The organism is Pantoea sp. B550 (assembly GCF_024158165.1).
GTDB classification, from domain to species: Bacteria; Pseudomonadota; Gammaproteobacteria; order Enterobacterales; family Enterobacteriaceae; genus Pantoea; species Pantoea alfalfae.
The window spans coordinates 2,472,343-2,497,591 of the sequence record NZ_JAMYXI010000003.1 but is presented as its reverse complement, the minus strand read 5'-3'; the positions used below and the strand labels follow the sequence as shown (position 1 = coordinate 2,497,591).

The 25,249-nt window shown below is 58.6% G+C and carries 18 protein-coding genes; 8 read left to right on the top strand and 10 right to left on the bottom strand.

What is annotated here, in order from left to right; all coding sequences use genetic code 11:
• Window positions 1–38: 38 nt before the first annotated feature.
• The 4 genes from pepA to NIM72_RS14570 all read left to right on the top strand — a co-directional run bounded on the left by pepA (window position 39) and on the right by NIM72_RS14570 (window position 5,524).
• Window positions 39–1,550, top strand: coding sequence for a leucyl aminopeptidase (pepA, locus tag NIM72_RS14585; protein ID WP_009092357.1), 1,512 nt, complete (start codon window positions 39–41; stop codon window positions 1,548–1,550).
• Window positions 1,551–1,615: 65 nt separating this feature from the next.
• A complete protein-coding gene (locus tag NIM72_RS14580; protein WP_161731900.1) occupies window positions 1,616–2,074 on the top strand; it encodes a DNA polymerase III subunit chi in 459 nt (152 codons plus the stop codon).
• Between the two features lie 5 nt (window positions 2,075–2,079).
• Window positions 2,080–4,935: a valine--tRNA ligase gene (locus tag NIM72_RS14575; RefSeq protein ID WP_161731898.1), complete on the top strand. Its 2,856-nt coding sequence runs from the start codon at window positions 2,080–2,082 to the stop codon at window positions 4,933–4,935.
• Between the two features lie 79 nt (window positions 4,936–5,014).
• The gene (locus NIM72_RS14570) at window positions 5,015–5,524 is read left to right on the top strand and encodes a GNAT family N-acetyltransferase (protein WP_371876304.1); all 510 of its coding nucleotides are present in this window, start codon (window positions 5,015–5,017) and stop codon (window positions 5,522–5,524) included.
• Here NIM72_RS14570 and NIM72_RS14565 read toward each other — a convergent pair.
• The 4 genes from NIM72_RS14565 to rraB form a co-directional block, all read right to left on the bottom strand.
• Window positions 5,519–6,283 (bottom strand): histidine phosphatase family protein, encoded by a 765-nt coding sequence (locus NIM72_RS14565; protein WP_256497786.1) that lies wholly within the window; start codon window positions 6,281–6,283, stop codon window positions 5,519–5,521. The genes NIM72_RS14570 and NIM72_RS14565 overlap by 6 nt on opposite strands.
• Window positions 6,284–6,321: 38 nt before the next feature.
• On the bottom strand, window positions 6,322–7,650 hold the full coding sequence (locus NIM72_RS14560; RefSeq protein WP_253420904.1) for an OprD family porin: 1,329 nt from the start codon (window positions 7,648–7,650) through the stop codon (window positions 6,322–6,324).
• Window positions 7,651–8,013: 363 nt separating this feature from the next.
• Window positions 8,014–8,775 carry a tRNA-(ms[2]io[6]A)-hydroxylase gene (locus NIM72_RS14555; RefSeq protein WP_161731892.1) on the bottom strand — a complete coding sequence of 254 codons (762 nt, stop codon included), beginning with the start codon at window positions 8,773–8,775 and terminating at the stop codon, window positions 8,014–8,016.
• A gap of 56 nt (window positions 8,776–8,831) precedes the next feature.
• Window positions 8,832–9,254 (bottom strand): ribonuclease E inhibitor RraB, encoded by a 423-nt coding sequence (rraB, locus tag NIM72_RS14550; protein WP_253420902.1) that lies wholly within the window; start codon window positions 9,252–9,254, stop codon window positions 8,832–8,834.
• 160 nt (window positions 9,255–9,414) lie between these two features.
• Here rraB and argF point away from each other — a divergent pair, with 160 nt between their 5' ends.
• The 4 genes from argF (at window position 9,415) to ridA (ending at window position 12,528) form a co-directional block, all read left to right on the top strand.
• Window positions 9,415–10,422 carry an ornithine carbamoyltransferase gene (gene argF, locus NIM72_RS14545; protein WP_161731890.1) on the top strand — a complete coding sequence of 336 codons (1,008 nt, stop codon included), beginning with the start codon at window positions 9,415–9,417 and terminating at the stop codon, window positions 10,420–10,422.
• 235 nt (window positions 10,423–10,657) lie between these two features.
• Window positions 10,658–11,593 (top strand): aspartate carbamoyltransferase, encoded by a 936-nt coding sequence (gene pyrB / locus NIM72_RS14540; protein WP_222924667.1) that lies wholly within the window; start codon window positions 10,658–10,660, stop codon window positions 11,591–11,593.
• 11 nt (window positions 11,594–11,604) lie between these two features.
• Window positions 11,605–12,069 carry an aspartate carbamoyltransferase regulatory subunit gene (pyrI, locus tag NIM72_RS14535; protein ID WP_161731886.1) on the top strand — a complete coding sequence of 155 codons (465 nt, stop codon included), beginning with the start codon at window positions 11,605–11,607 and terminating at the stop codon, window positions 12,067–12,069.
• 72 nt (window positions 12,070–12,141) lie between these two features.
• Window positions 12,142–12,528, top strand: coding sequence for a 2-iminobutanoate/2-iminopropanoate deaminase (gene ridA, locus NIM72_RS14530; RefSeq protein WP_253422106.1), 387 nt, complete (start codon window positions 12,142–12,144; stop codon window positions 12,526–12,528).
• Window positions 12,529–12,577: 49 nt separating this feature from the next.
• Here ridA and lplT read toward each other — a convergent pair whose 3' ends face one another.
• The 6 genes from lplT to NIM72_RS14500 form a co-directional block, all read right to left on the bottom strand.
• On the bottom strand, window positions 12,578–13,768 hold the full coding sequence (gene lplT, locus NIM72_RS14525) for a lysophospholipid transporter LplT (protein WP_253420900.1): 1,191 nt from the start codon (window positions 13,766–13,768) through the stop codon (window positions 12,578–12,580).
• On the bottom strand, window positions 13,765–15,915 hold the full coding sequence (aas, locus tag NIM72_RS14520) for a bifunctional acyl-ACP--phospholipid O-acyltransferase/long-chain-fatty-acid--ACP ligase (RefSeq protein WP_222924669.1): 2,151 nt from the start codon (window positions 15,913–15,915) through the stop codon (window positions 13,765–13,767). The genes lplT and aas overlap by 4 nt, the downstream gene beginning before the upstream one ends.
• A 90-nt stretch (window positions 15,916–16,005) precedes the next feature.
• The gene (locus NIM72_RS14515) at window positions 16,006–17,394 is read right to left on the bottom strand and encodes an efflux transporter outer membrane subunit (protein WP_253420898.1); all 1,389 of its coding nucleotides are present in this window, start codon (window positions 17,392–17,394) and stop codon (window positions 16,006–16,008) included.
• Between the two features lie 3 nt (window positions 17,395–17,397).
• The gene (locus NIM72_RS14510; RefSeq protein WP_253420896.1) at window positions 17,398–20,499 is read right to left on the bottom strand and encodes an efflux RND transporter permease subunit; all 3,102 of its coding nucleotides are present in this window, start codon (window positions 20,497–20,499) and stop codon (window positions 17,398–17,400) included.
• Window positions 20,496–23,717: an efflux RND transporter permease subunit gene (locus NIM72_RS14505; protein ID WP_253420893.1), complete on the bottom strand. Its 3,222-nt coding sequence runs from the start codon at window positions 23,715–23,717 to the stop codon at window positions 20,496–20,498. The genes NIM72_RS14510 and NIM72_RS14505 overlap by 4 nt, the downstream gene beginning before the upstream one ends.
• Window positions 23,714–24,922 (bottom strand): efflux RND transporter periplasmic adaptor subunit, encoded by a 1,209-nt coding sequence (locus NIM72_RS14500; RefSeq protein WP_253420890.1) that lies wholly within the window; start codon window positions 24,920–24,922, stop codon window positions 23,714–23,716. Before NIM72_RS14500 ends, NIM72_RS14505 begins: the two co-directional genes overlap by 4 nt.
• Window positions 24,923–25,249: the final 327 nt, after the last annotated feature.

Genomic DNA, 25,249 nt, shown 5'->3' with positions numbered 1-25,249 from the left:
GCAGCAGCGGCCGTTGTCTTTAAGATTCAGGAGAGTGCATGGAGTTCAGTGTAAAAAGCGGAAGCCCGGAAAAACAGCGCAGTGCCTGCATTGTCGTTGGCGTTTTCGAACCGCGTCGTCTGTCACCGATTGCCGAGCAGCTGGATAAAATCAGCGACGGCTACATCAGCGCCCTGCTGCGCCGTGGCGAGCTGGAAGGAAAAGTGGGCCAGACACTGCTGCTGCATCATGTGCCAAATATCCTGTCCGAGCGTATTCTGCTGATTGGCTGCGGTAAAGAGCGTGAGCTGGATGAACGCCAGTACAAGCAGGTCATTCAGAAAACCATCAACACGCTGAACGACACCGGCTCCATGGAAGCGGTCTGCTTCCTGACCGAACTGCATGTCAAAGGCCGCAATACCTACTGGAAAGTGCGTCAGGCCGTGGAGACCTCAAAAGAGGCGCTCTACAACTTTGATCAGCTGAAAAGCAACAAAGCAGAGCCGCGTCGTCCGCTGCGCAAACTGGTGTTTAACGTGCCGACCCGCCGTGAACTGACCAGCGGCGAACGCGCTATTCAGCATGGATTAGCGGTTGCTGCAGGCATGAAAGCCGCTAAAGATCTCGGCAATATGCCGCCAAACATCTGTAACGCTGCCTATCTGGCGTCGCAGGCGCGCCAGCTGGCCGACGCCTTCAGCAAAAATGTCACCACACGCGTGATCGGCGAACAGCAGATGAAAGAGCTGGGCATGAACGCCTATCTCGCTGTCGGGGCCGGTTCGCAGAACGAATCGCTGATGTCGGTGATTGAATACAAAGGCAATCCGGATGCTGAAGCGCGCCCGATTGTGCTGGTGGGTAAAGGGCTGACCTTTGACTCCGGCGGCATCTCTATCAAGCCTGCCGACAGCATGGACGAAATGAAATATGACATGTGCGGCGCGGCCGCCGTCTATGGCGTGATGCGGATGGTGGCCGAGCTGAATCTGCCGCTGAACGTGGTGGGTGTGCTGGCGGGCTGTGAAAACATGCCGGATGGCCGCTCGATGCGTCCGGGCGACGTGCTGACCACCATGTCTGGCCAGACGGTTGAAGTACTGAACACCGACGCCGAAGGCCGTCTGGTGCTGTGCGATGCGCTGACCTACGTGGAACGTTTCGACCCGGAAGTCGTCATTGACGTGGCAACGCTGACCGGAGCCTGCGTGATTGCGCTGGGACATCACATCAGCGGTTTGCTGTCGAATCACAACCCGCTGGCGCATGAGCTGATCAGCGCCTCGGAGCAGTCAGGCGACCGCGCCTGGCGTCTGCCGATGGCGGATGAGTTCCAGGAGCAGCTGGAGTCCAACTTTGCCGATATGGGCAACATCGGTGGCCGTCCTGGCGGCGCGATTACCGCTGCCTGCTTCCTGGCACGCTTTGCCCGCAAATATAACTGGGCGCACCTGGATATCGCCGGCACGGCCTGGCGCTCCGGCAAGGCTAAAGGCGCTACTGGACGTCCGGTGCCGATGCTGTCGCAGTTTCTGTTGAATCGGGCAGGATTGAACGGCGACGACTAAGCGCCCTCTTTTCTGACAGCAGGGGCGGATCTGATTCCGCCCTTGATCTTCTGATGAGCTAACCGATGAAAAACGCAACCTTCTACGTGCTGGAAACCGATGCCCCGAGCGATGGCCTGAGCGCCGTTGAAGCGCTGGTGTGCAATCTGGCGGAAACACGCTGGCGGGCCGGAAAGCGGGTGTTGATCGCCTGCGAAGATGAACAGCAGGCCATTCGTCTTGACGAAGCGCTGTGGCAACGACCGGCAAACGCCTTCGTGCCGCACAACCTGGCGGGTGAAGGCCCGCGCTACGGTGCGCCGGTCGAGCTGGCCTGGCCACAGCGTCGCGGCAGTTCACCGCGCGACCTGCTGATTAGCCTGCTGCCCCACTTCGCAGATTTTGCTACTGCTTTCCATGAAGTGATAGACTTCGTTCCTTACGAGGACGCTCTCAAACAACTGGCGCGCGACCGCTACAAAGCGTATCGCAGCGTTGGATTCCAATTGAATACGGCAGCGCCACCACAGCCGCAAACGACATAGCAGAAATGGAAAAGACATATAACCCGCAAGATATCGAGCAGCCGCTTTACGAGCATTGGGAAAAGCAGGGCTACTTCAAACCGAATGGCGATACCAGCCAGGAAAGCTTTTGCATCATGATCCCGCCGCCGAACGTCACCGGTAGCTTGCACATGGGTCACGCCTTCCAGCAAACCATCATGGACACCATGATCCGTTACCAGCGCATGCAGGGGAAAAATACCCTGTGGCAGGCCGGTACTGACCACGCGGGCATCGCCACGCAGATGGTGGTTGAGCGCAAAATTGCGGCTGAAGAGGGTAAAACGCGCCAGGACTATGGCCGCGATGCGTTTATCGAGAAAATCTGGCAGTGGAAAGCAGAGTCCGGCGGCACCATTACCCGCCAGATGCGCCGTCTGGGCAACTCCGTCGACTGGGAGCGCGAGCGCTTCACCATGGACGATGGCCTTTCCAACGCCGTGAAAGAGGTGTTTGTTCGCCTCTACAAAGAGAACCTGATCTACCGTGGCAAACGCCTGGTGAACTGGGATCCTAAGCTGCGCACTGCGATCTCCGATCTGGAAGTGGAAAACCGCGAGAGCAAAGGCTCCATGTGGCATATCCGCTATCCACTGGCTGACGGCGCAAAAACCGCCGACGGCAAAGATTATCTGGTGGTCGCCACCACCCGTCCGGAAACCCTGCTGGGTGATACCGGCGTCGCCGTTAACCCGGAAGATCCACGTTACAAAGATCTGATCGGCAAATTTGTGATGCTGCCGCTGGTTGGCCGCCTGATCCCTATCGTTGGCGACGAACATGCCGACATGGAAAAAGGCACCGGCTGCGTCAAGATCACCCCGGCGCATGACTTCAACGACTATGAAGTTGGCCGTCGTCATAAGCTTCCGATGATCAACATCCTGACCTTCGACGGTGATATCCGCGACCGTGCTCAGGTGTATGACACCAACGGCGAAGCCAGCGATGCCTGTTCCGATGAGATCCCGGCGGCTTTCCAGAACATGGAACGCTTCGCGGCGCGTAAAGCGATTGTTGCCGCTGTCGATGAACTCGGCCTGCTTGAAGAGATCAAACCTCACGATCTGACCGTGCCTTACGGCGACCGGGGTGGCGTGGTTATCGAACCGATGCTGACCGACCAGTGGTATGTGCGTACCGCACCGCTGGCGAAAGTCGCGGTTGAAGCCGTTGAGAATGGCGACATCCAGTTTGTACCGAAGCAGTACGAAAACATGTACTTCTCCTGGATGCGCGATATTCAGGACTGGTGTATCTCCCGTCAGCTCTGGTGGGGTCACCGCATCCCGGCGTGGTATGACGACAACGGTAACGTCTACGTCGGCCGCACCGAAGACGAAGTGCGCGCCGAGAATAACCTGGCCGCCGATGTGGCGCTGCGTCAGGATGATGACGTGCTGGATACCTGGTTCTCCTCAGGTCTGTGGACCTTCTCCACTCTGGGCTGGCCGGAAAACACCGAAGCGCTGCGTACTTTCCATCCGACCAGCGTGCTGGTCAGCGGCTTCGACATCATCTTCTTCTGGATTGCCCGCATGATCATGCTGACCATGCACTTCATCAAAGATGAAAACGGCAAACCGCAGGTGCCGTTCAAAACCGTCTATATGACCGGTCTGATCCGTGATGAAGAAGGTCAGAAGATGTCGAAATCCAAGGGTAACGTGATTGATCCGCTGGATATGGTCGACGGCATTTCGCTGGAAGCGCTGCTGGAAAAACGCACCGGCAATATGATGCAGCCACAGCTGGCTGAGAAGATTCGCAAACGTACCGAGAAGCAGTTCCCTGACGGCATCGAGCCATCAGGCACCGATGCACTGCGCTTTACCCTGGCGGCGCTGGCCTCAACCGGACGCGACATTAACTGGGACATGAAGCGCCTGGAAGGCTATCGCAACTTCTGTAACAAGCTGTGGAACGCCAGCCGCTTTGTGCTGATGAACACCGAAGAGCAGGATTGCGGACAGAATGGCGGCGAAATGACGCTGTCGCTGGCGGATCGCTGGATCCTGACCGAGTTCAACAACACGGTGAAAGCGTACCGTGAAGCCCTGGATAGCTATCGTTTCGACATCGCGGCTAACCTGCTGTATGACTTCACCTGGAACCAGTTCTGCGACTGGTATCTGGAGCTGACCAAGCCGGTCATGAATAGTGGCAGTGAAGCTGAACTGCGTGGCACCCGTCATACGCTGGTTCACGTGCTGGAGGCGCTGCTGCGTCTGGCGCATCCGATCATTCCGTTTATCACTGAAACCATCTGGCAGCGTGTGAAGGGGCTGAAAAATATCAGCGACGACACCATCATGCTGCAGCCTTTCCCGCAGTACGATGCGGCGAAAGAAGATGCCGAAGCGAAAGCGGACATCGAGTGGATGAAACAGGCGATCGTGGCGGTGCGTAATATCCGTGCCGAAATGAACATCGCACTGAGCAAGCCGCTGGATGTGCTGCTGCGTGACTGCTCGCCTGCGGCACTGCGTCGCGTTGAAGCTAACCGCAACTTCCTGTCGCGCCTGGCGCGTCTGGAAAGCCTGACCATTCTGCCTGCGGGCGAGAAAGGTCCGGTGTCGGTGACCAAACTGGTTGAAGGCGCAGAGCTGCTGATCCCGATGGCGGATCTGGTGGATAAAACCGCCGAGCTGGAGCGTCTGGCGAAAGAGCTGGTTAAGCTGGATGTGGAAATCGAGAAGATTGAGACCAAGCTGGCAAACGAAGGCTTTGTGTCACGCGCCCCGGAAGCGGTGGTGGCGAAAGAGCGTGAACGCGTGGCAGACCTGCAACAATCAAAAGCAAAACTGATTGAACAGCAGGCGGTCATTGCGGCATTGTAAGCGTCGTAGCTGACAGCTTATTCATAAAGCCGGGCTTGCCCGGCTTTTTTATTGACCTCGTACAAATCCGGAAGAGATGATGACGACCAGTACCATCCCGCATTTTGACCTCCAGGTGCGGCCAATTACGGCCGCCGATAATCCGCATATCGCCCAGGTGATCCGTGATGTTTCCGCCGAGTTCGGCCTGACGGCTGACAAGGGCTACACCGTTTCCGATCCGCAGCTCGACCAGCTGTTTGAGCTCTACAGTGCCGAACAGAGCGCCTACTGGATTGTTGAGTATCAGGGCAAGGTGGTCGGCGGTGGCGGTGTTGCGCCGCTCGCCTGCAGCGCGCCCGATATCTGCGAACTGCAAAAGATGTACTTTCTGCCAGAGGTGCGCGGTCTGGGTCTGGCGCGCGAACTGGCATTGCGGGCGATGGAGCATGCGCGCAACCACGGCTTCCGGCGCTGCTATCTGGAAACCACCGCCAGCCTGACGCGGGCGATTAAACTGTATGAGTCGCTGGGCTTTGAGCACATCGACAGTGCAATGGGCTGCACCGGCCATGTCGACTGCGAAGTACGGATGCTGAAGACCTTATAAACCGCGCTCCACGTAACGCATATCGTTGATGGACTCGATTTTGAACTGCCCGTTATCGGTGTAGCGCAGCAGCGTCACGCTGGCATTCTTAAGCTGCTCCCGTAACGAAGTATCGCCCAGCGCCTGCAGCAGAGTGGTGATAGCCATACCGTGGCTGACCACCAGCACATTGCCTCCGCCCTGCTGCTGCGCCTGCTTCGCGATTGTGGTGATACTCTTCATCATGCGCTTAGCTACCTGCTGATAGGTTTCGGCCTGGCCGGAGGATTTAATACCTGCCAGCGATGGCGTGCCTGCGGCTTCCGCCTCATGAATCGCGTCGATCATCCCATCCATATGAATTTTACCGGCGCTAAACGCTTCCAGAAGTGCGGTATCAGAAGCATAGCCCGCCTGATGCGCGGCAGCGTTAATCAGATTTTTATTCAGATCGCCTTCATAAAGGCCAAATCCCACCTCGCGCAGCCCTTTCAGCTCTTTCAGCACAGGCGGGTGTTTCCAGTTCTTCATTACCAGCTGCGCAGTTTCTCTCGCCCGTCCCGAATCGCTGGACCAGGCCGCGACGAAGGGTAACGGCTGCAATCCCCTTCCCAGTTGCTCTGCAACAGCTGCACCGGAAGCCGTCAGCGGCGTATCGGCCCATCCCTGTGCGCGATGTACCGTATTAAACATGGTCTTTCCATGCCGGGTAACATAGAGCATCACATCTGCGGCCCAGGCGGAGCCGGCAGTGCTGACGGAGATGACAGCTATTAACATGAGCGTTTTAAATTTTATCTTCATTTTTATTCTCCGGATCAAAAAAGATTGAATTTATATTGAACAACCACTTCAGCGGACAAACTGCGGGAACGCTGAGTTTTCCCCTGATTATTCAGATGCGGGGTCTCTTTACTGTTTTTATATGACCAGCCATAACCGGTCAGCGTGAATAGCGTCAGATTTTTGAAGGTGGGATGTTGATTACTGAATTGATTAATTAATGAAACCTCGCCGGTTCGCACAAGATTATTACGATAATGGAACTGGCCATAATTAAGCTGTATTCCGGTACTGATCCCCTTTGTAATTTCATACTGACTCAGAGAAACCAGTGCCAGCTCTCTATCGCGCATATAGTCTTTGCCCGCCGAAGTTAGTGGCGTGAAACGTCCCCGGGTATTTTTAGTCAGGGGCCGGGCATAATATCCCACCGCCCTCTCCTTTGGAGCCGATGTCCAGCCAGCAGCCAGTCTCTGCGTCCAGGCGCCATGCTTCCAGGTCGTTTCCCCGACATAGTGCCACGCCTGTTTATCAAAGGTTCTCTTGCTGGCGGGCATCCTTCTATATTTCTCCAGCGCCTGGCTGCCATAGATTTGCGCGCCTAGTGACCAGTATGGCGAGAGGGTGTAGCCCGCCTCAATCACATGGCGGCGCTGATAGCGCTCAGCCTCGCCGAATGCGTAGGCAACCGCGTGACGTTCATCTTTGTAGCGCAGCGCAGCGGTGTAAATGGCGTCAATTTTTTGTCTGGCCTGGGTTTGCAACGCCAGCGTTTTTCCTGAATCATGCCGTATGGTTTTGTTAACGAAAGCAAGATCCAGCCGGGCATTCTGCCACGTCAGTGCTCCGCTATAGCCAGCATAGTTGTTGCGCGACAGGCGATCCGTGGTCGTCAGCACGCCGATATTTTTCAGTTCCTGCCAGCCTGCCTTTCCATCGAACCGTAGCCTGCGATTGCCGAGCTTTAGCTTAAGATAGCGCTGACTGAACTTGCTAAAGCCGTGGGCATCCCGCTTCTCCATGTTACCACCGCTGTCATAGAGCAGACCGCGCGTGGAGAAGTAGTCGCTTGACCCCAGGCGTACGGCGCGGGTATAAGTCGTATCAAATCCAAGCAGGTCCCACTGATAACCGGAACGAAAATCGACTGTCGCGGCCTGGCCCCAGGCATTGTGAACCGCGGTGGGCTGTGCTTCGTCCTCCTTGAGATACTTCCAATGGTTGCGCAGTTTGAAATCGAGCGCCGCGTCACCCCATAATTTATTCTGCGCGGAGGGGGCGTGAATGTCAGACGCCTTAACACTCCCCCCAAAAAAAAGCAGCAATAGTGAAAAAAATAAATGAAAATAGTATTTTTCTTTCATTTTTAAATCCTTCCCCTGGCGATAGTAAAAATCCGTCACGCCATGACAATAAGGGTGACCCGGTTCCGTTAACCCATAAAAAAACCCGACTCGCTGCCCTCTGTTAAAAAGGGTAGCGAGTCGGGTTTTGCTTAAAAAAATAACAATCCCGCACTGACTCCGGGACTATATTTATTTAACTTCAGAAAGTCAGCGTAAAAAAACCGTTATGTGATAGGTGGCACAAAATATCTTTGTACGTCAGTGTTACTTAAATTAAAGCGTTACACAGCACATTATATGAGACCACGCTGCACGGAAGAGAAATAAACGCGGTCAGGCATCCGGAAAAAGAGACACCCTGGCCAGGGCGTCCTCAGGGGTTTACCACGCAGGTACGCCGCTGTGAAAACGCAACTCCGTGTCCGGCTCGCTAATCAGCTTTGCTTCGACCCGGCCAATCGCCTGCACCCGCGGCGCAATATCCTTACCGGCAATCTGCGCCGCCAGCGTTAAATAGTCCTGATAATGCCGCGCCTCTGAGCGCAGCAGCGAAATATAGAACTTCGCCAGTTCATCATCAAGATACGGCGCCAGACTGGCGAAACGCTCGCAGGATCGCGCCTCAATGTAAGCACCACAAATCAACTTATCCACCAGCGTCTCCGGCTCATGGGTGGTCACTTCGCGCAACAGCGATTTAGCATAGCGGCTGGAGGTGATCTTCTGATAGACCAGCCCGCGCGACTGCATAATTTCCCAGACCTGATAGAAGTGATGCAGCTCCTCTTTAATCAGTAGCACCATCTTCTCCACCAGCTCATCCGCCCACGGCAGCGCATTGCGCACAATGATGCGTTTCGTCAGGTTCTTATGGGCGTTGATAAAGTCGCTGTCGCCATCTTCCCGGAAGATAAAATCTTCATAGGGTTTCAGCCACGCCAGAATAGCGTCGCCGCTGGGTTTGTCGGCCACATATTTGCGGATCAGCCACACCGCAGTCTGGGCGGCTTTCAGCTCACACACCAGATGGTCGGTTAACAGCAGGGTCAGGTTTTCCGGCTTGCGCGCCTCATCAATCCAGGCCTGTGGCGTGCGGCAGTGCAGAAACTGATAGATCGGTTCGAGTAAGGGTGCGTAATTCATGATGTCAGAAAAGGGGTGGCAGAAGTGACAGGCGGAGAACTCTCCGCCCCGGCTACTTAGTGGCGAATACCATCATCATCTTCATCTTCGATGGCGTCGTCATCTTCGTCTTCATCTTCAGCATCAGGGTCTTCAAAATAGGTGCCCCAGCCGTCGTAGTCGACGTTGTACTTACCAATCAGGTTCACCAGCTGCTCAACCTGCACATCGATCAGTTCAGGCTTCAGCGCAGATTCGCTGATGATGTCGACGCACATCACGGTGGTGCCATCTTCCAGCTCCAGCTCTTCCGGCTCGGTCACTTCATAACCCAGCTTGAACGCATCAATGGCCGCTTTTTCCAGCGAATCAAAATTATTGCATGAGAGATGATGCTCGATGGTATAGAGCGCATCAGGATCGCTGCCATCCTCCAGCAGCTCTTCGATAATCTGCCGCGTCTCTTCCTGCTGCTCTTCCAGTAATGCTTCATATGCCATGACAATGTCCTCTCTGAGTTCGGCAATAATCAATTATTTTCCCACACTGCCTGTCGTGCCACTACACAAAACGAAAAGTTTCTTAGCTCCAGGCTTGAAAATGCATATTCATACGGTTAGATTGAATTTTAATTCATTTTGATGATTACCGGAGTGTTGTATGAGTCAGCTGTATCAGCGCCATTTCCTCAGGCTTCTGGATTTTACCCCCGCCGAAATCGATCACCTGCTTTCCCTTTCCGCTGAGTTGAAACAGGCGAAAAAAAGCGCCAGCGAAGTGCAGTATCTGAAAGGTAAAAACATCGCGCTCATCTTCGAAAAAGACTCGACCCGTACCCGATGCTCTTTCGAAGTTGCCGCTTACGATCAGGGTGCAAACGTGACTTATCTTGGCCCCAGTGGCAGTCAGATCGGCCATAAAGAGTCAATGCGCGACACCGCGCGGGTGCTGGGCCGCATGTACGATGGCATTCAGTATCGCGGTTACGGTCAGGAGCTGGTAGAGACGCTGGCAGAACACGCCGGTGTGCCGGTGTGGAACGGTCTGACCACCGAGTTTCACCCAACCCAGCTGCTGGCCGACCTGCTGACCATGCAGGAGCATCTGCCAGGCAAAAAACTCAGCGAAATGACACTGGTTTATGTGGGCGATGCGCGCAACAACATGGGTAACACCATGCTGGAAGCCGCCGCACAGGTCGGTCTGGATCTGCGTCTGGTGGCACCGAAGAGCTGCTGGCCAGAGGACGAACTGGTGGCGCAGTGCCGTGAAGCCGCACAGCAGACCGGTGGGAAAATTATCCTCACCGACAATATTGCCGACGGTGTGAAAGGCGCTGACTTTATCTACACCGATGTCTGGGTGTCGATGGGCGAAGCCAAAGCGGTGTGGGCCGAGCGTATTGCGCTGCTGCGTGACTATCAGGTTAACCGGGCGATGCTCGATCTGACCGGCAACCCGCAGGTTAAATTCCTGCACTGTCTGCCCGCCTTCCACGACGATCAGACCACGCTGGGCCAGCAGATGGCGGAACAGTACGATCTGCCCAACGGCATGGAAGTGAGCAACGAGGTGTTCGAATCACCACACAGCATTGTGTTCGACCAGGCTGAGAACCGGATGCACACGATTAAAGCGGTAATGGTGGCCACGCTGGGCCAGCGCTGACCGATCCGCTCCAGAGGCGCAAACGTTTTCCTCTTGCTGACCCACCGCGAACGGGTATAATGCGGCCCAATTTGCCGGAGGAAATATGCGACAGCACAGCGGACAATTTGACGCTCAATCACGCCTGACCGCAGGCGGCGCTGCTGTTTCTTTCGGTCATCGACCCGATCTTAAAAAAGCCCCTTAAGCAGGGGCTTTTTTTTGTCCGCAATCCGGCCGCGCAGAGGAGAGAGCTATGGCTAACCCGCTATATCGCAAGCACATTATTTCAATCAACGACCTCAGTCGTGAAGAGCTGGAACTGGCACTGGACACCGCCGCAAAGCTTAAAGCCCATCCGCAGCCGGAACTGCTGAAGCACAAGGTGATCGCCAGCTGCTTCTTTGAGGCGTCGACCCGTACCCGCCTGTCGTTTGAAACCGCCATTCATCGCCTCGGCGCGTCAGCGGTGGGCTTTGCCGACGGCAGTAATACGTCGCTGGGCAAGAAAGGCGAAACCCTGGCCGACACTATTTCAGTAATCAGTACCTACGTTGATGCGATTGTGATGCGTCATCCGCAGGAGGGCGCGGCGCGACTGGCGACCGAATTCTCCGGCGGCATCCCGATTCTCAACGCTGGCGACGGCGCGAACCAGCATCCGACCCAGACGCTGCTCGATCTCTTCACCATTCAGGAGACGCAGAGCCGTCTTAATCAGCTGAATGTGGCGATGGTCGGCGACCTGAAATATGGCCGTACCGTCCACTCCCTGACGCAGGCACTGGCAAAGTTTGACGGCAACCGCTTCTTCTTCATCGCGCCCGATGCGCTGGCGATGCCAGCCTATATCACCGATATGCTGGATGAGAAGAACATCGCCTGGTCACGGCATGACAGCTTTGAAGAGGTGATGCCGCAGCTTGATATCCTTTACATGACGCGGGTGCAGAAAGAGCGGCTCGATCCCTCTGAATATGCCAACGTCAAAGCGCAGTTCATTCTGCGCGCCGCCGACCTCAGTACGGCACGCGACAATATGAAGGTGCTGCACCCGCTGCCGCGCATCGATGAAATCACCACCGATGTCGATAAAACCCCGTATGCCTGGTATTTCCAGCAGGCGGGTAACGGCATCTATGCGCGCCAGGCTCTGCTGGCACTGGTTTTAAACAGCGAACTCGCCCTGTAAGGAGACCCCCCATGACGCAGGACAACAAATTGCAGGTCGAAGCGATCAAGCGCGGCACGGTCATCGACCATATTCCGGCGCAGATCGGCTTTAAACTGCTCTCCCTGTTCCGGCTGACCGAAACCGATCAGCGCATTACCATCGGTCTGAATCTGCCGTCAGGCGAGATGGGCCGCAAAGATCTGATCAAGATTGAGAACACCTTTCTCACCGACGATCAGGTAAATCAGCTGGCGGTCTATGCGCCGCACGCCACGGTTAACCGCATCGACGACTACGAAGTGGTGGCGAAGATCGCCCCGACGTTGCCGGATCACGTTGAACGGGTGCTGACCTGCCCGAACAGCAACTGCATCAGCCGCAGCGAGCCGGTCTTCTCCAGCTTTGCCGTGAAGCAGCGCGCCGACGATGTGTATCTGAAGTGCAAATATTGCGAGAAAGAGTTCGCCCGCCATGTGGTGCTGGGTCACTGGTAATCGCCCTGCCCGACCTTATAATGGGCAATACCGGCGGCATCGCCGCCTGACGACATAATCAAAGGAGCCATGATGTCTCGTGAAATCAGTACTGAAAAAGCCCCTGCCGCTATCGGTCCCTATGTTCAGGGTGTCGATCTGGGCAGCATGATCATTACCTCTGGCCAGATCCCGGTGGATCCGGCGACCGGCCAGGTGGTAGATGACATTGCCGCACAGGCACGTCAGTCACTGGAAAATGTGAAGGCGATTGTTGAAGCCGCGGGTCTGAAGGTGGGTGACATCGTGAAGACCACGGTGTTCGTGAAGGACCTGAATGATTTCGCCACGGTCAACGCGACGTATGAAGCGTTTTTCACCGAGCATGAGGCTCACTTCCCGGCGCGTTCCTGTGTCGAGGTGGCGCGTCTGCCAAAAGATGTGAAGATCGAAATCGAAGCGATTGCCGTCCGTCGCTAAGCCTCACGCCGCCTCTGCCCGCGTAAGCCGGAGAGAGGCGGCGAATTCGTTACCGCTTAGCCGGTCGCCATAGCCACAGCACCGTAATCGCCAGCGCAAACAGCACGCCAAAACCGACGCCCGTCGACACCGCAGGTGCTCCCGCCTTAATCGCCAGCGTATAGAGCCCCAGCATGATCAGCATGGCGCTGTTCTCGCCCAGGTTCTGAACCGCAATCGCATTGCCTGACCCGACGCTCTCTTTGCCGCGCGCCTGCAGCAGCGCATTCAGCGGCACCACGAAGAAACCGCCCAGCGCACCAATCAGCATCAGCACTAAATAAGCATTCATCAGGGAGTGCTGCAGCGCGAAGACCACCACCATCACGCCAATCAGCACACCGGCCGGCATGCAGCGACGCACGGTCTCCAGCGTGACCAGCTTCGCCGCCGCTGCCGCGCCAATCACGATACCGATCGCGACCATGGCATTCAGCGTGGTTGGCGTGGTGTTGTCATTGATGCCCAGCGCCACCGGCACCCAGAGCACCAGCAGAAAACGTAACGTCACGCCTGCGCCCCAGAACAGACTGGTGCCGAGCAGCGAGAAGCGCGTTTCCGCATCACGCCACAGCAGCGTGGCGGCACTGAAGAAGCTGCGCGTCATCACGCCGAACTGCCAGCTCTGCCCCGGACGTGCCGCCTGCAGTTTCGGGATAAACAGGTTCGCGACTACGGCGATGCCGTAAGTCAGTGCACAGATCCCCAGCGCCGCCAGAATATGCCAGTCAGCCAGCATCCCGCCCGCCACCGAGCCAAGCAGAATGGCGGCGATGGTCGAGGCCTCCATCAGCCCGTTGGCTTTCACCAGCTTCTCGCCGTGGGTGATCTCACCGAGGATGCCATATTTGGCTGGCGAGTAGGCCGCTGCGCCTGCGCCCACCAGGGTGTAGCCGACAAAGGGATTGAAGCCGAAGCAGATCACCAGCGCGCCCAGCAGCTTCAGGCTGTTGGCGAGCATCATCACCCGCCCTTTCGCCATGCTGTCCGCCACCTGACCGACAAACGGCGCCAGCAGAATGTAGGCTGCGACAAACAGCATTTGTAATACCGGCTGGCTCCACTCGGGATAGAACTGACTTTTCAGCACAGCCAGCGTGGCAAACAGCAGCGCGTTATCGCCGAAGGCCGAAAAGAACTGGGCGATAATCACGGCGATCATGCCACGCGACATCAGCGGCGCATTACGATCAAGGCTCATGCCTGCTCCTCTTCCGCCATTTTTTTCAGGGTAACGTAGTCGGGTTTACCGCTGCCCAGCTGCGGCAACTGCTTCATGACACGGATATCACGCGGCAGTGCCAGCTCTGGCGCACCCAGCTCGCGGGCAGCTTTCTGCAGCCTGTCGCGCGCCAGCTCCGCATCGGTGGTAAACAGCACCAGTGCCTCACCACGCTGACCATCCGGGCGCAGCGAGGCGGCGTGCTGTTTGTCCGGTGACGCTTTCAGAGCGATCTGCTCGACGATTTCCAGTGATACCATCTCACCGGCAATCTTCGCAAAGCGTTTGGCACGACCCTGAATCTGGCAAAAACCGCCTTCATCGAAGCTGACGATATCACCGGTGTCGTACCAGCCCGCTTCCATGTTGCCTTCGCCATCGTCAGCGACCGGTGCTTCCAGCACGCCAGGATTTTCGACCCGCAGATAGCCTTTCATCACGTTCGGCCCGCGAAGTTGCAGACGTCCGCCGTGCTCAATGCCTGGCACCGACATCAGTCGTGAATCCATGCCCGGCAGAATGCGTCCCACGGTGTGCGTCTTCGCCGCCATCGGCACGTTAATCGCCACGACCGGCGCGCACTCGGTGACGCCGTAGCCTTCAAGGATACGAATGCCATACTTCTCAATGTAGAGCTGACGCGTGTTCTCCTGCAGCTTCTCCGCACCCGCTACCACATAGCGCAGGCGGGCAAAATCATAGGGTGCGGCAAAGCGCGCGTAGTTACCCAGGAAGGTTGAGGTGCCAAACAGCACGGTGCAGTTACGGTCATAGACCAGCTCTGGCACGATGCGATAGTGCAGCGGGCTGGGATAGAGGAACACCTGGGCGCCGGTCATCAGCGGCGTGAACAGCCCGACGGTGAGACCAAACGCATGAAACAGTGGCAGCGCAGACATAAAGCGGTCGCGCGGCGTGAAGTCGGCGATGGTGCGGATCTGCTCGACGTTCGCCAGCAGGCTTTTATGCGAATGCACCACGCCCTTAGGGTTGCCTTCAGAGCCGGAGGTAAACAGCACCATGGCGGCGTCTTCCGGCTGCTGAGGCAACTGGGCGCGATGCGGCATCAGCAGATGCGCGAGGATCCATAGCTTGTCTTTGCCGGTGACGGTATCTTTCAGATCTTCCAGGTAGATCCACTGCACATCGTCCAGCCCCTGCGGCAGATGCCACAGGTTGCCTTTTTCCAGGAACTGCCGCGACGTGAAGACGGTTTTGATCTGTGCGGCGGTCAGTGCCGCCCGCATGCCATTAACGCCCGCACTGTAGTTGAGCATGGCCGGAACGCGCCCGCGCAGGGTGGCCCCGAAAATCGCTGCCGCTGTCACGGTGGTATTCGGCAGCAGCAGCCCCACCACTTCTCGCGGCTGGCTGTAGCGTTCAAGAATACGGCCCACGCCCAGCGACTTTTTCAGCAGTCCGGTGTAGCTGTCAGGCTTGAAATTGACATCTTCGATGCAGCGCTTAAACGCGCCATAACGGGTACGCGCCGCCAGAAACGCCTCAAACAGGGTTTCACGCGGACGCACCGCCATGCGCGCTTCCATCATCACGTGATGCAGATGCTCACCGGCCAGCACGCGACGGTCGCGCGCCCGTTTCGCCTCCGGCATCGGAATGCGGGTCGCGGGCAGTACGGTCAGGGTGATGCGCGGGAACAGGCGACGTTTAAACACGCCAGCCAGACGACCAAACGGCGTGTATTCTGCGCCTTCAATGCGCATTGGCACCACATTCGCGCCTGAGCGCGCGGCGACAAAGCCGGCCCCGCTGTAGATTTTCATCAGCGAGCCGGTGACGGTAATGCGTCCTTCCGGGAAGATGACCACCGGACGGCCCGTATCAATCAGCCTTACCAGCTGCTTCAGCGCCATAGGCCGGGTCGGATCCAGCGGCACAAAGTCGATAAAGGGTTTAATCAGACGCATAAACCAGCTTTCGCTGATGGTCGAGTAGACGGCGAATACCGGTTTAATCGGTAAAAAGAGCGCCAGCAACATGCCGTCGAGAAACGACATATGGTTCGGCGTGATTAATACCTTCTGCTTATGCAGTTCGGCGACGTCGCCACGCAGTTCGACCCGCCATAACAGGCGAAATATCAAACGTAAAATTTTGAAAGCCATGCCGGTTCCTTAGCATCGTGAAAATTAGCCCCTCACGATGCAGGATTTGACGCGGTTCGACAACCGAATTATCGGCAATCTGACGCGGCTTCAGGGGGCCTGCCAGCTACCGCCGAGCGCGGCAATCAGTGCCACGCTGCTGACCCACTGCGTGCTCTGCAGCGTCAGCAAACTCTGCTGCGCACTCAGGCTGCTGTTCTCCGTGGTCGCGACATCCAGGTAGTTAATCATGCCCGCCTCATACTGCAGACGCGTCACCCGCGCCGAGGTCTGTGCTGCATCGGTGGCGCGCTGCTGTGCGGCGATTTCGCCCTGCAGCGTGTTCAGCTCCACCAGCTTATCTTCCACTTCCTGCATCGCGGACAGCACCGTCTGACGATAGGTTGCGACGCTGGCATCCCAGCCTGCCCGCGCCTGATCGACTTTGGCAGAGGTCGCGCCCGCGTCAAGCAGCGTGCCGCTCAGCTCCGGCCCCAGCGACCAGACGCGATTCGGCAGCGAGAACAGCGAATGCAGCACGGAAGCGCTGACGCCCCCGCTGGCGCTGAGGGTCAGGTCGGGATAGTAACCGGCCACCGCCACGCCCACCGCAGCATTGGCCGCAGCCATGTTACGTTCGGCGTACGCAATGTCGGGACGGCGCTGCAATAGCTCGCCCGGCAGGGCGGCCGGAATGGCGGGCAGCGTGGCGGTCAGCGGCGCGGCGGCGAGACTGAAGTCGGCGGGGGCTTTGCCGACCAGCAGCGCAATGGCATGTTCCATCTGCGCGCGCTGCCACTGGTAATCCTGCGCCGAGGCGCTGGCACTCTCCAGCTGCAGCTGCGCCTGAGCCAGCGTGGCACGCGACGCAGTGCCCGCCTGATACTGGCTGTTAATGACGTTCAGGTAGCGCTGATAAGCGTCAATGCTCTGCTGATAGCGCGCGATTTTCTGATCCATGATGCGCAGCTGGAAATAATCCTGCGCCAGTTCAGACTGGGCGCTCAGGGTGATATTGGCCAGTTCCGCCGCGCTGGCCGAGGCGCTGGCGCGGTTCTCCTCCAGCGTGCGTCGCAGTTTGCCCCACAGATCAGGCTCCCAGCTGGCACTCAGCTCCGCCTGATGGCTGCTGCTGGTAGTGCGAACGCTGCTGCCAGTGGCATGGCTGCCGCTGCGCGTCACGCTGCCGTCATAGCCCAGTGAAGGAAACAGCGCCGCGCGTGACGCACTCGCCAGCGCCTGTGCCTGCCGGTACTGCGCGGCATAATTCGCCACGTTCTGGTTCGAGATGCTCACCTGGTTCAGCAGGCCGCTCAGGGTGGCGTCGTGATAAACCGCCCACCATTCGCCTTTGCTTTGCGCATCAAGCGGCGTCGCCTGCTGCCAGCCTCTGGCCTCTTTATAGTGGACCGGCATCGCCATCGCGGGGCGCTGATAGTCGGGACCGACGCTACAGCCGCCCAGCAGCAGCATCACAACAAAGGGAATAAGCGGTTTCATGGATCAGGATTCCGTAGGGCGCAGACGACGCCATTGACGTTGAGTGGCACGGCCCAGACGGTCGAGCCAAAGATAAACAACCGGTGTGGTAAACAGTGTCAGCAGCTGGCTGAGCGCCAGTCCGCCCGCGATAGCGATCCCCAGCGGACTGCGCAGATCGGCATCCCCGCCGCTGCCCAGCGCCAGCGGCAACGCGCCGAAAAAGGCGGCCAGCGTAGTCATCATGATCGGCCGGAAGCGCATCAGGCACGCCTGGGTAATCGCCTGCTGCGGCGACATACCCTGCCGCCGCTCCGCGTCGATGGCAAAATCGATCATCATGATGGCGTTCTTTTTCACGATGCCAATCAGCAGGATGATGCCAATCAGCGCGATCACCGTGAGCTGCGTGTTGGTCAGCAGCAGCAGTAACAGCGCGCCGACGCCCGCAGACGGCAGCGTTGAGAGAATGGTCAGCGGATGGATGTAGCTCTCGTAGAGCACGCCGAGCACGAGATAGACCGCCGCCAGCGCCGCCAGAATCAGCCACGGCATGGTGGCGGTCAGCTGGGAAAAGGCGGCGGCAGTACCGGCAAAACCGGCATGAAGGGTCGACGGCAGGCCCAGCTTCGCCATCGCCTGTTTAATGAGTAACTGCGCCTGCTCCAGCGAAACGCCCTCATTGAGGTTGAATGCTACGGTACTGGTCGCGGACTGGCCCTGATGCGCCACCGACAGCGGCACATTGCCGCCGCTGAAGCGGGCAAAGGCGGAAAGCGGCACGCGGTCACCGCTGTCGTTAATCACATAGAGCTGCTGAAGCGTCTCCGGATTCGCGGTGTCGCTGTCCTGCAGTGACATCACCACGTGATACTGATTCAGGGTGTTATAGAGCGTGGCGATCTGCCGCTGGCTGAACGCATTGTTCAGCAGCGTATCCAGCATGTTCACATTGACGCCCAGCCGGGTCGCGCGGTCGCGGTCGATAGTCAGCTCCACCTCCTGCCCGCCGGTCTGCGAGTCGGAGTCTACGCTGTTGAGCCCGGGGGTCGCCGCCAGCGCCGCCTGCACTTTCGGCGTCCAGATCCGCAGCAGATCAAGATCGTCTGCCTGCAGGCTGTACTGATACGTGGCGTTAGCGCTGCGTCCGCCAATGTGCAGATCCTGCGCCGCCATCAGGAACATCTGCGCCCCGGCGATGTGGCTGGTTTTACGCGTCAGCCGGTTGGCGACTTCGGTAGCCGTGGCATCGCGCTGGTCAAAATCTTTAAGTCGCACAAAGAAGTTGGCGCTGTTGCGGGAGCCAAACATCCCGCTGCCCATCGACGACATTACGCTATCGACCGCCGGGTCTTCCTGAATGATCTTCGTGAACATCAGCATTTTCGGCTTCATCGCCTGAAACGAAATGTTCTGATCGGCACGCAGCGCGCCCATCAGCAGCCCGGTGTCCTGATTCGGGAAAAAGCCCTTCTGCACCACGGTGAACAGAAAAACATTCAGCAGCACGGTCAGCAGCAGGCTGAGCAGCGTCAGTTTCTGATGGCGCATCACCCAGGCCAGCCCGCGCCCGTAGGCGGCCAGCAGGCGGTTCAGCTGGTTTTCAATCAACTGATAAAGCGGATGCGGCCGCTGACTGACAGGCGGCTTTGGTTTCAGCAGGCGCGCGCAGAGCATTGGCGTCAGGCTGAGTGAGACAAACAGCGAGATCAGCAGCGACACGGTGAGCGTGACAGCAAATTCGCGGAACAGCCGCCCGACAATGCTGCCCATCAGCAGAATCGGGATGAACACCGCGATCAGCGATACGGTCATCGACAGCACGGTGAAGCTCACCTCCTGCGCCCCGCGCAGCGCTGCCCGCAGCGGGCTGAGTCCGCGCTCAATGTGACGGGTGATGTTCTCCAGCACCACAATCGCATCATCCACCACGAAGCCGGTAGAGATAATCAGCGCCATCAGCGACAGGTTATCCAGGCTGTAACCCAGCAGGTACATCACCGCGCAGGTGCCGATCAGCGACACCGGCAGCGCCAGGGCCGGAATGATCACCGCCTGCAGATTGCGCAGGAAAACAAACACCACCGCAATGACCAGCAGCACCGCGATCAGCAGCGTCTCTTCGGTGTCATACAGCGAGGCGCGCACGCCCGGTGAGCGGTCAACCACCACCTTCAGCTGGCTGTCAGCGGGCAGACTCTTTTCCAGCAGCGGCAACTGCGCTTTTATTGCGTCGATGGTTTCCAGCATGTTAGCGCCCGCCTGACGTTTAATGCCGATCATTACCGCAGGCGTAGCATTCAGGAATCCCGCCTGATAGCGATCTTCCACCGAGTCATAGACCGTGGCGACGTCGCGCAGCCGCACCGCGTTGCCCTGCTGATAAGTGATGATCAGATCGCGGTAGCTGGCCGCCTTCTCCAGCTGGCCGTTGCTGTCCACCAGCCACGAATGGTCACTGCCCTGTAAGATCCCTTTAGGCAGATTGGTGGTGCTGTTGGCGACGGCGGCACGCACCGTCTCCAGCGAGATGCCGTAATGGGTCAGCTTCAGCGGCTGCAGATCAATCCGCACCGCCGGTAAGGCACTGCCCATCAGCGAGACTTCGCCGACGCCCTGTACCTGCCCCATCGCCTGTTCGATTTTGCTCTCCGCCAGATCGTAAAGCTCGCCGGGCGTGCGGGTAGCAGAGGTCAGCGCCAGCATCACAATCGGCGCATCTGACGGGTTGGCTTTGCGATAAGTCGGCAGCGAGGCCATTGCGCTCGGCAGCAGGCTGCGCGCCGCGTTAATCGCCGCCTGCACGTCGCGCGCCGCGCCATTGATATCGCGGTCCAGTTCAAACTGCAGGATGATGCTGCTGGAGCCCTGCGAGCTGCTGGAGGTCATCTCACTAATACCGGCAATCTGCCCCAGCGAACGTTCCAGCGGCGTAGCGACCGTCGCCGCCATGGTTTCCGGGCTGGCGCCTGCCAGGCTGGCGCTGACCATGATGGTCGGAAAATCGACCTGCGGCAGCGGTGCCACCGGCAGCAGCCGGTAACCCAGCGCGCCCAGCAGCAGGATCGCCAGCGTCAGCAGCAGCGTCGCTACCGGACGAAAGATAAACAGCCGCGTCAGATTCATTGCCCGCTCCGCGCCCGCTGCTGACGGCGTTTCACCCAGGCGTTACCGCGCTGCGCCAGCCCATCAAACAGGAGGTAAATGACCGGCGTGGAGAAGAGCGTCAGCACCTGACTGACAATCAGCCCGCCGACAATCACCAGCCCCAGCGGCTGACGCAGCTCTGCCCCGGAGCCGGAGGCCAGCATCAGTGGCAGCGCACCCAGCAGCGCCGCCATCGTCGTCATCAGAATCGGGCGGAAGCGCAGCAGGCAGGCCTGATGAATTGCGTCGCGCGCGCTGAGCTGCTGATGGTGTTCCGCCTCCAGCGCGAAGTCGATCATCATGATGGCGTTCTTTTTCACGATGCCGATCAGCAGTATCACCCCAATCAGCGCAATCAGGCTGAATTCGGTGCCCGCCAGCAGCAGCGTCAGCAACGCGCCCACCGCCGCCGACGGCAGCGTAGAGAGGATGGTCACCGGATGGATAAAGCTTTCGTAGAGAATGCCGAGCACCACATACATGGTGATCAGCGCCGCCAGAATCAGCCACAGCGTGTTGCCGGTGGCGCTCTGGAATGCCGACGTTTCGCCCTGATAGCGCAGCGTGGTGCTCTCCGGCAGCTGCAGCTGCTGCCGCACGTCGGCAATTGCCCGCTGTCCATCCTCCAGCGAGTAGCCTGGATTCAGGTTGAAGGAGATCATCACCGCCGGGAACTGATTCAGCCGCATGTGCATCAGCGAACCGGTGCGCTGGTGGATAGTGGCGATAGAGGTAAGTTTGACCATGCCGCTGCTGGCAGAGCGGGTGTCAGAGGCTGAAGTGGACGTCGATGAAGACGAAGATGTTGACGAAGACGTTGACGCTGATGACGTCGTGCTGGTGGATGACGACGTTGAACTGCTGCTGGTGGACGGCTGCAGATAAACATCATCAAACGACGCCGGCCCCTGCTGGTAAGCTGGCGCCACTTCCAGCACCACCCGATACTGATTCGACTGGGTAAAAATGGTCGAGACCAGACGCTGACCAAAGGCGTTATAGAGCGCGGTGTCCACGTCCGATGCGGTAATGCCGAAGCGCGCCGCTTTATCGCGGTTCAGCTCCACGTAAGAGACACGCCCCTGATCCTGCAGGTTACTCACCACGCCATTAAACTCGGGCCGCTGCTGCAAGGCCGCCACCAGTTTCGGCGACGTGCGGACCAGATTTTCACTGTCGGCGTCGTCAAGGGTGAACTGATACTGACTCGGCGACACCTGATCGTTGACGGTGAGATCCTGTGCTGGCTGCAGATAGAGCCGGATACCCGGCACGCTGGCGGTCGCCCGGTTCAGCTGGCTGATGACTTCGCTGGCACTGAGATCGCGGGTGCCAGACGGCTTAAGGTTGATCTGCAACCGTCCGCTGTTGAGGCTGCTGTTAGTGCCGTCGATGCCGATGGTCGATGAGACGCTCTTCACCGCCGGGTTTTTCAGGATCAGCGCGGAGAGCGCCTGCTGCCGCGTGGTCATGGCGTTAAACGAGACATCCTGTGACGCAACGGTAACGCCCTGAATCAGCCCGGTATCCTGCGTCGGGAAGAAGCCTTTCGGCACCATCAGATAGAGCAGCGCCGTCAGCCCGAAGGTCGCCAGCGCCACCAGCAGCGTCAGTTTCTGATGGTTCAGCACCATGGTCAGCAGCCGGTCATAGCCGCGCACCAGCCGGTCAAACAGCGCGCCGCCCTTGCGGGCAAAGGTTGACTGCTGCTCTGGTGGAATGTGCCGCAGCAGATACGCGCACAGCATCGGGGTCAGCGTCAGTGACACCCCCATCGACACCAGGATCGCCACCGCCAGCGTAATCGCGAACTCCCGGAACAGCCGCCCGACCACATCGCCCATAAACAGCAGCGGGATCAGCACCGCAATCAGCGAAAAGGTCAGCGAGATGATGGTGAAGCCAATCTGCTGTGAGCCTTTCAGCGCGGCTTCCATCGGTGACTCGCCCTGCTCCAGCCGCCGGGAGATGTTCTCGACCACCACGATCGCGTCATCGATGACAAAGCCGGTGGCGATGGTCAGCGCCATCAGCGACAAATTATTCAGGCTGAAGCCCGCCAGATACATCACGCTAAAGGTGCCAACCAGCGACAGCGGCACCGCCACGCTCGGGATCAGCGTGGCGGCCACGTTGCGCAGGAACAGAAAGGTTACCATCACCACCAGCGCAATCGACAGCATCAGCTCAAATTGCACGTCGCTGATTGAGGCGCGAATGGTCTGGGTGCGGTCGGAGAGAATCGTCATCTTCACCCCGTCCGGCAGCGCCGCCTGCAGTGCAGGAAGCTGCGCCTTGATGTTGTCCACCACCTGAATCACGTTTGCGCCGGGCTGACGCTGCACGCTGATGACAATCGCGGGCTGGTTATTGGCCCATGCGGACTGGAAGCTGTTCTCCGGGCCCTGTTCGATGTGGGCGATATCTTTCAGGCGCAGCGCCGCGCCATTCTCATAGCTGAGGATCAGGTTGCCGTACTCGGTTGCGGTGCGCAGCTGGTCGTTGGCGTCGATGGTCACCGAATGATATTTACCGTCAAAGCCGCCTTTGGCGCCATTGACGTTGCTGTTGCCAATCAGCGTATTTACCGCCTCCAGCGTCAGGTGATGCGCCGCCAGCGCCAGAGGATTCATCTGCACCCGAATCGCCGGCTGGTGGCCGCCCGCCAAGGTCACCATCCCGACGCCGGAGATCTGCGACAGCTTCAGCGCCACCCGGGTGTTGACCAGATCCTGCACCTCAGTCAGCGGCAGCGTGCCGGAGCTGGCCGCCAGCGTCACCACCGCGCTGTCCGCCGGATTAACCTTTTTGTAGGTCGGCGGGTTGGGCAGATCGTCGGGCAGCAGGTTATTCGCCGCATTGATCGCCGCCTGCACCTCCTGCTCGGCGACATCCAGCGACAGATCGAGGCTGAACTTCAGGGTAATGATCGACGAGCCGCTGGCGCTGGTGGAGCTCATCTGGCTCAGTCCCGCCATCTGCCCTAACTGGCGCTCCAGTGGTGAGGTGACCGACGACGCCATCACATCCGGGCTGGCACCCGGATAGAGCGTGGTGACCTGAATGATCGGATAGTCGACCTGCGGCAGCGCCGAGGTTGAGAGGAATTTCCAGGCAAAAATGCCGGCGATCAGCACGCCGGCCATCAGCAGAATGGTGGCGACCGGACGCAGAATAAACAGGCGAGACGGATTCATTTCGATACAGCACCGGCAGCGGGCGTCTCATCCGCCAGCGACACTTTGCTGCCGCTGGTCAGACGATCGATCCCTTCCGTTACCAGCCGATCGCCCGGTGCAACGCCGCTGAGGATCGCCTGCTGATCGTCGCCGAAAGCCGGGCCGGTGGTGACCGCTTTACGCGTGACGGTATGATCTTTGTTGATCACAAAGACAAAGCTGCCGTCGCTGCTCAACTGCAGCGCCTGCGCCGGGATCACCGTCGCGCCTTTCAGCACCCGGGTCTGCAGCCGCAGATTCACAAACTGGTTAGCAAACAGCGACTCATCCTGGTTGGCAAACACCGCTTTCAGCGCCACGGTGCCGGTGGCGGTGTCGATCTGGTTGCTGATGAACTTCACTTCGCCGCTGGCGAGCGGATGCTGGTTGTCCTGATCAAACAGCGTGGCGGGCAGGCTCTGCCCCTGATGCAGCACGCTGACCAGCGCGGGGATGTCGCTTTGTGGCACGCTAAAGGTCACGGCGGCGGGCTGCATCTGCGTGATGGTCACCAGACCGGTGCTGCTGGAGCTCTGCACCATGTTGCCGGGATCGACCTGACGCAGACCGACGCGCCCGCTGATCGGGGCGGTGATCCGGGCATATTCAATGCTGAGTTTCGCACTGGCGATCTGCGCCTGATCGGCGGCGACCGCGCCGCGATACTGCCCGACGGTGGCAATCTGCGTGTCCAGATCCTGGCGCGCCAGCGCATCCTGCGCCGCCAGTTTGCGGTAGCGCGCCAGCGTCAGCTCGGCACTTTTCAGCAGCGCCTGGTTCTCGCTGAGTTCAGCCTGATACTGGTTCAGCGTCGCCTGATAGCTGCGCGGATCGATTTGCGCCAGCAGTTGACCGGCACTGACCTTCTGTCCTTCGGTGAAGAAAACCTGCTCCAACTGGCCGTCAACGCGGCTGGTCACCGTCACGCTGGCGTTGGGGATCACCGTGCCGAGCGCATTAAGCCATACTGGCACATCCGCCGTGCTGGCAACCCCGCTGTGAACCAGCGTTGCACTGCCGCCCATCATGCCAGGCAAACCCGGTCTGCCCGGCGGCATTCCGTCACCCGGCCCGTGCCCCGAAGAGAGCAGACGCCAGATAACGCCCGCGACAATCGCCGCCACCAGCAACAGAAGCAGCCATTTAAGCCCAAAGGAACGCGCGGGGCGAGAAAGGTGAGTCATCGTCGAACTCTTCAGATAAGCAGAAAAAGAAATCCCGGAACGTGCGGAATGCGGCAGTGAGCGGCAGCGAGCAAAAAACCGCCAGGCTTCACGGCGGCCATTATCAGTGAAAGGCGACGCGCCTTTCTATTGGCAAACTGTCAGGGTTTCGTTAAGAACGATGTTGATTTAGCGGGAGTTTTTACAGCGGTAACGGCAGGCTCAGGCAAGCAGACAAAAAAAACCCACGCATCTGCGTGGGTCGGTGTAATAACAGGGTCTCACTGCCGAAGCAGTGTTGTTTTCACACCCATTAATACCTCTGGGACTGCTATCCTCGCACTGATT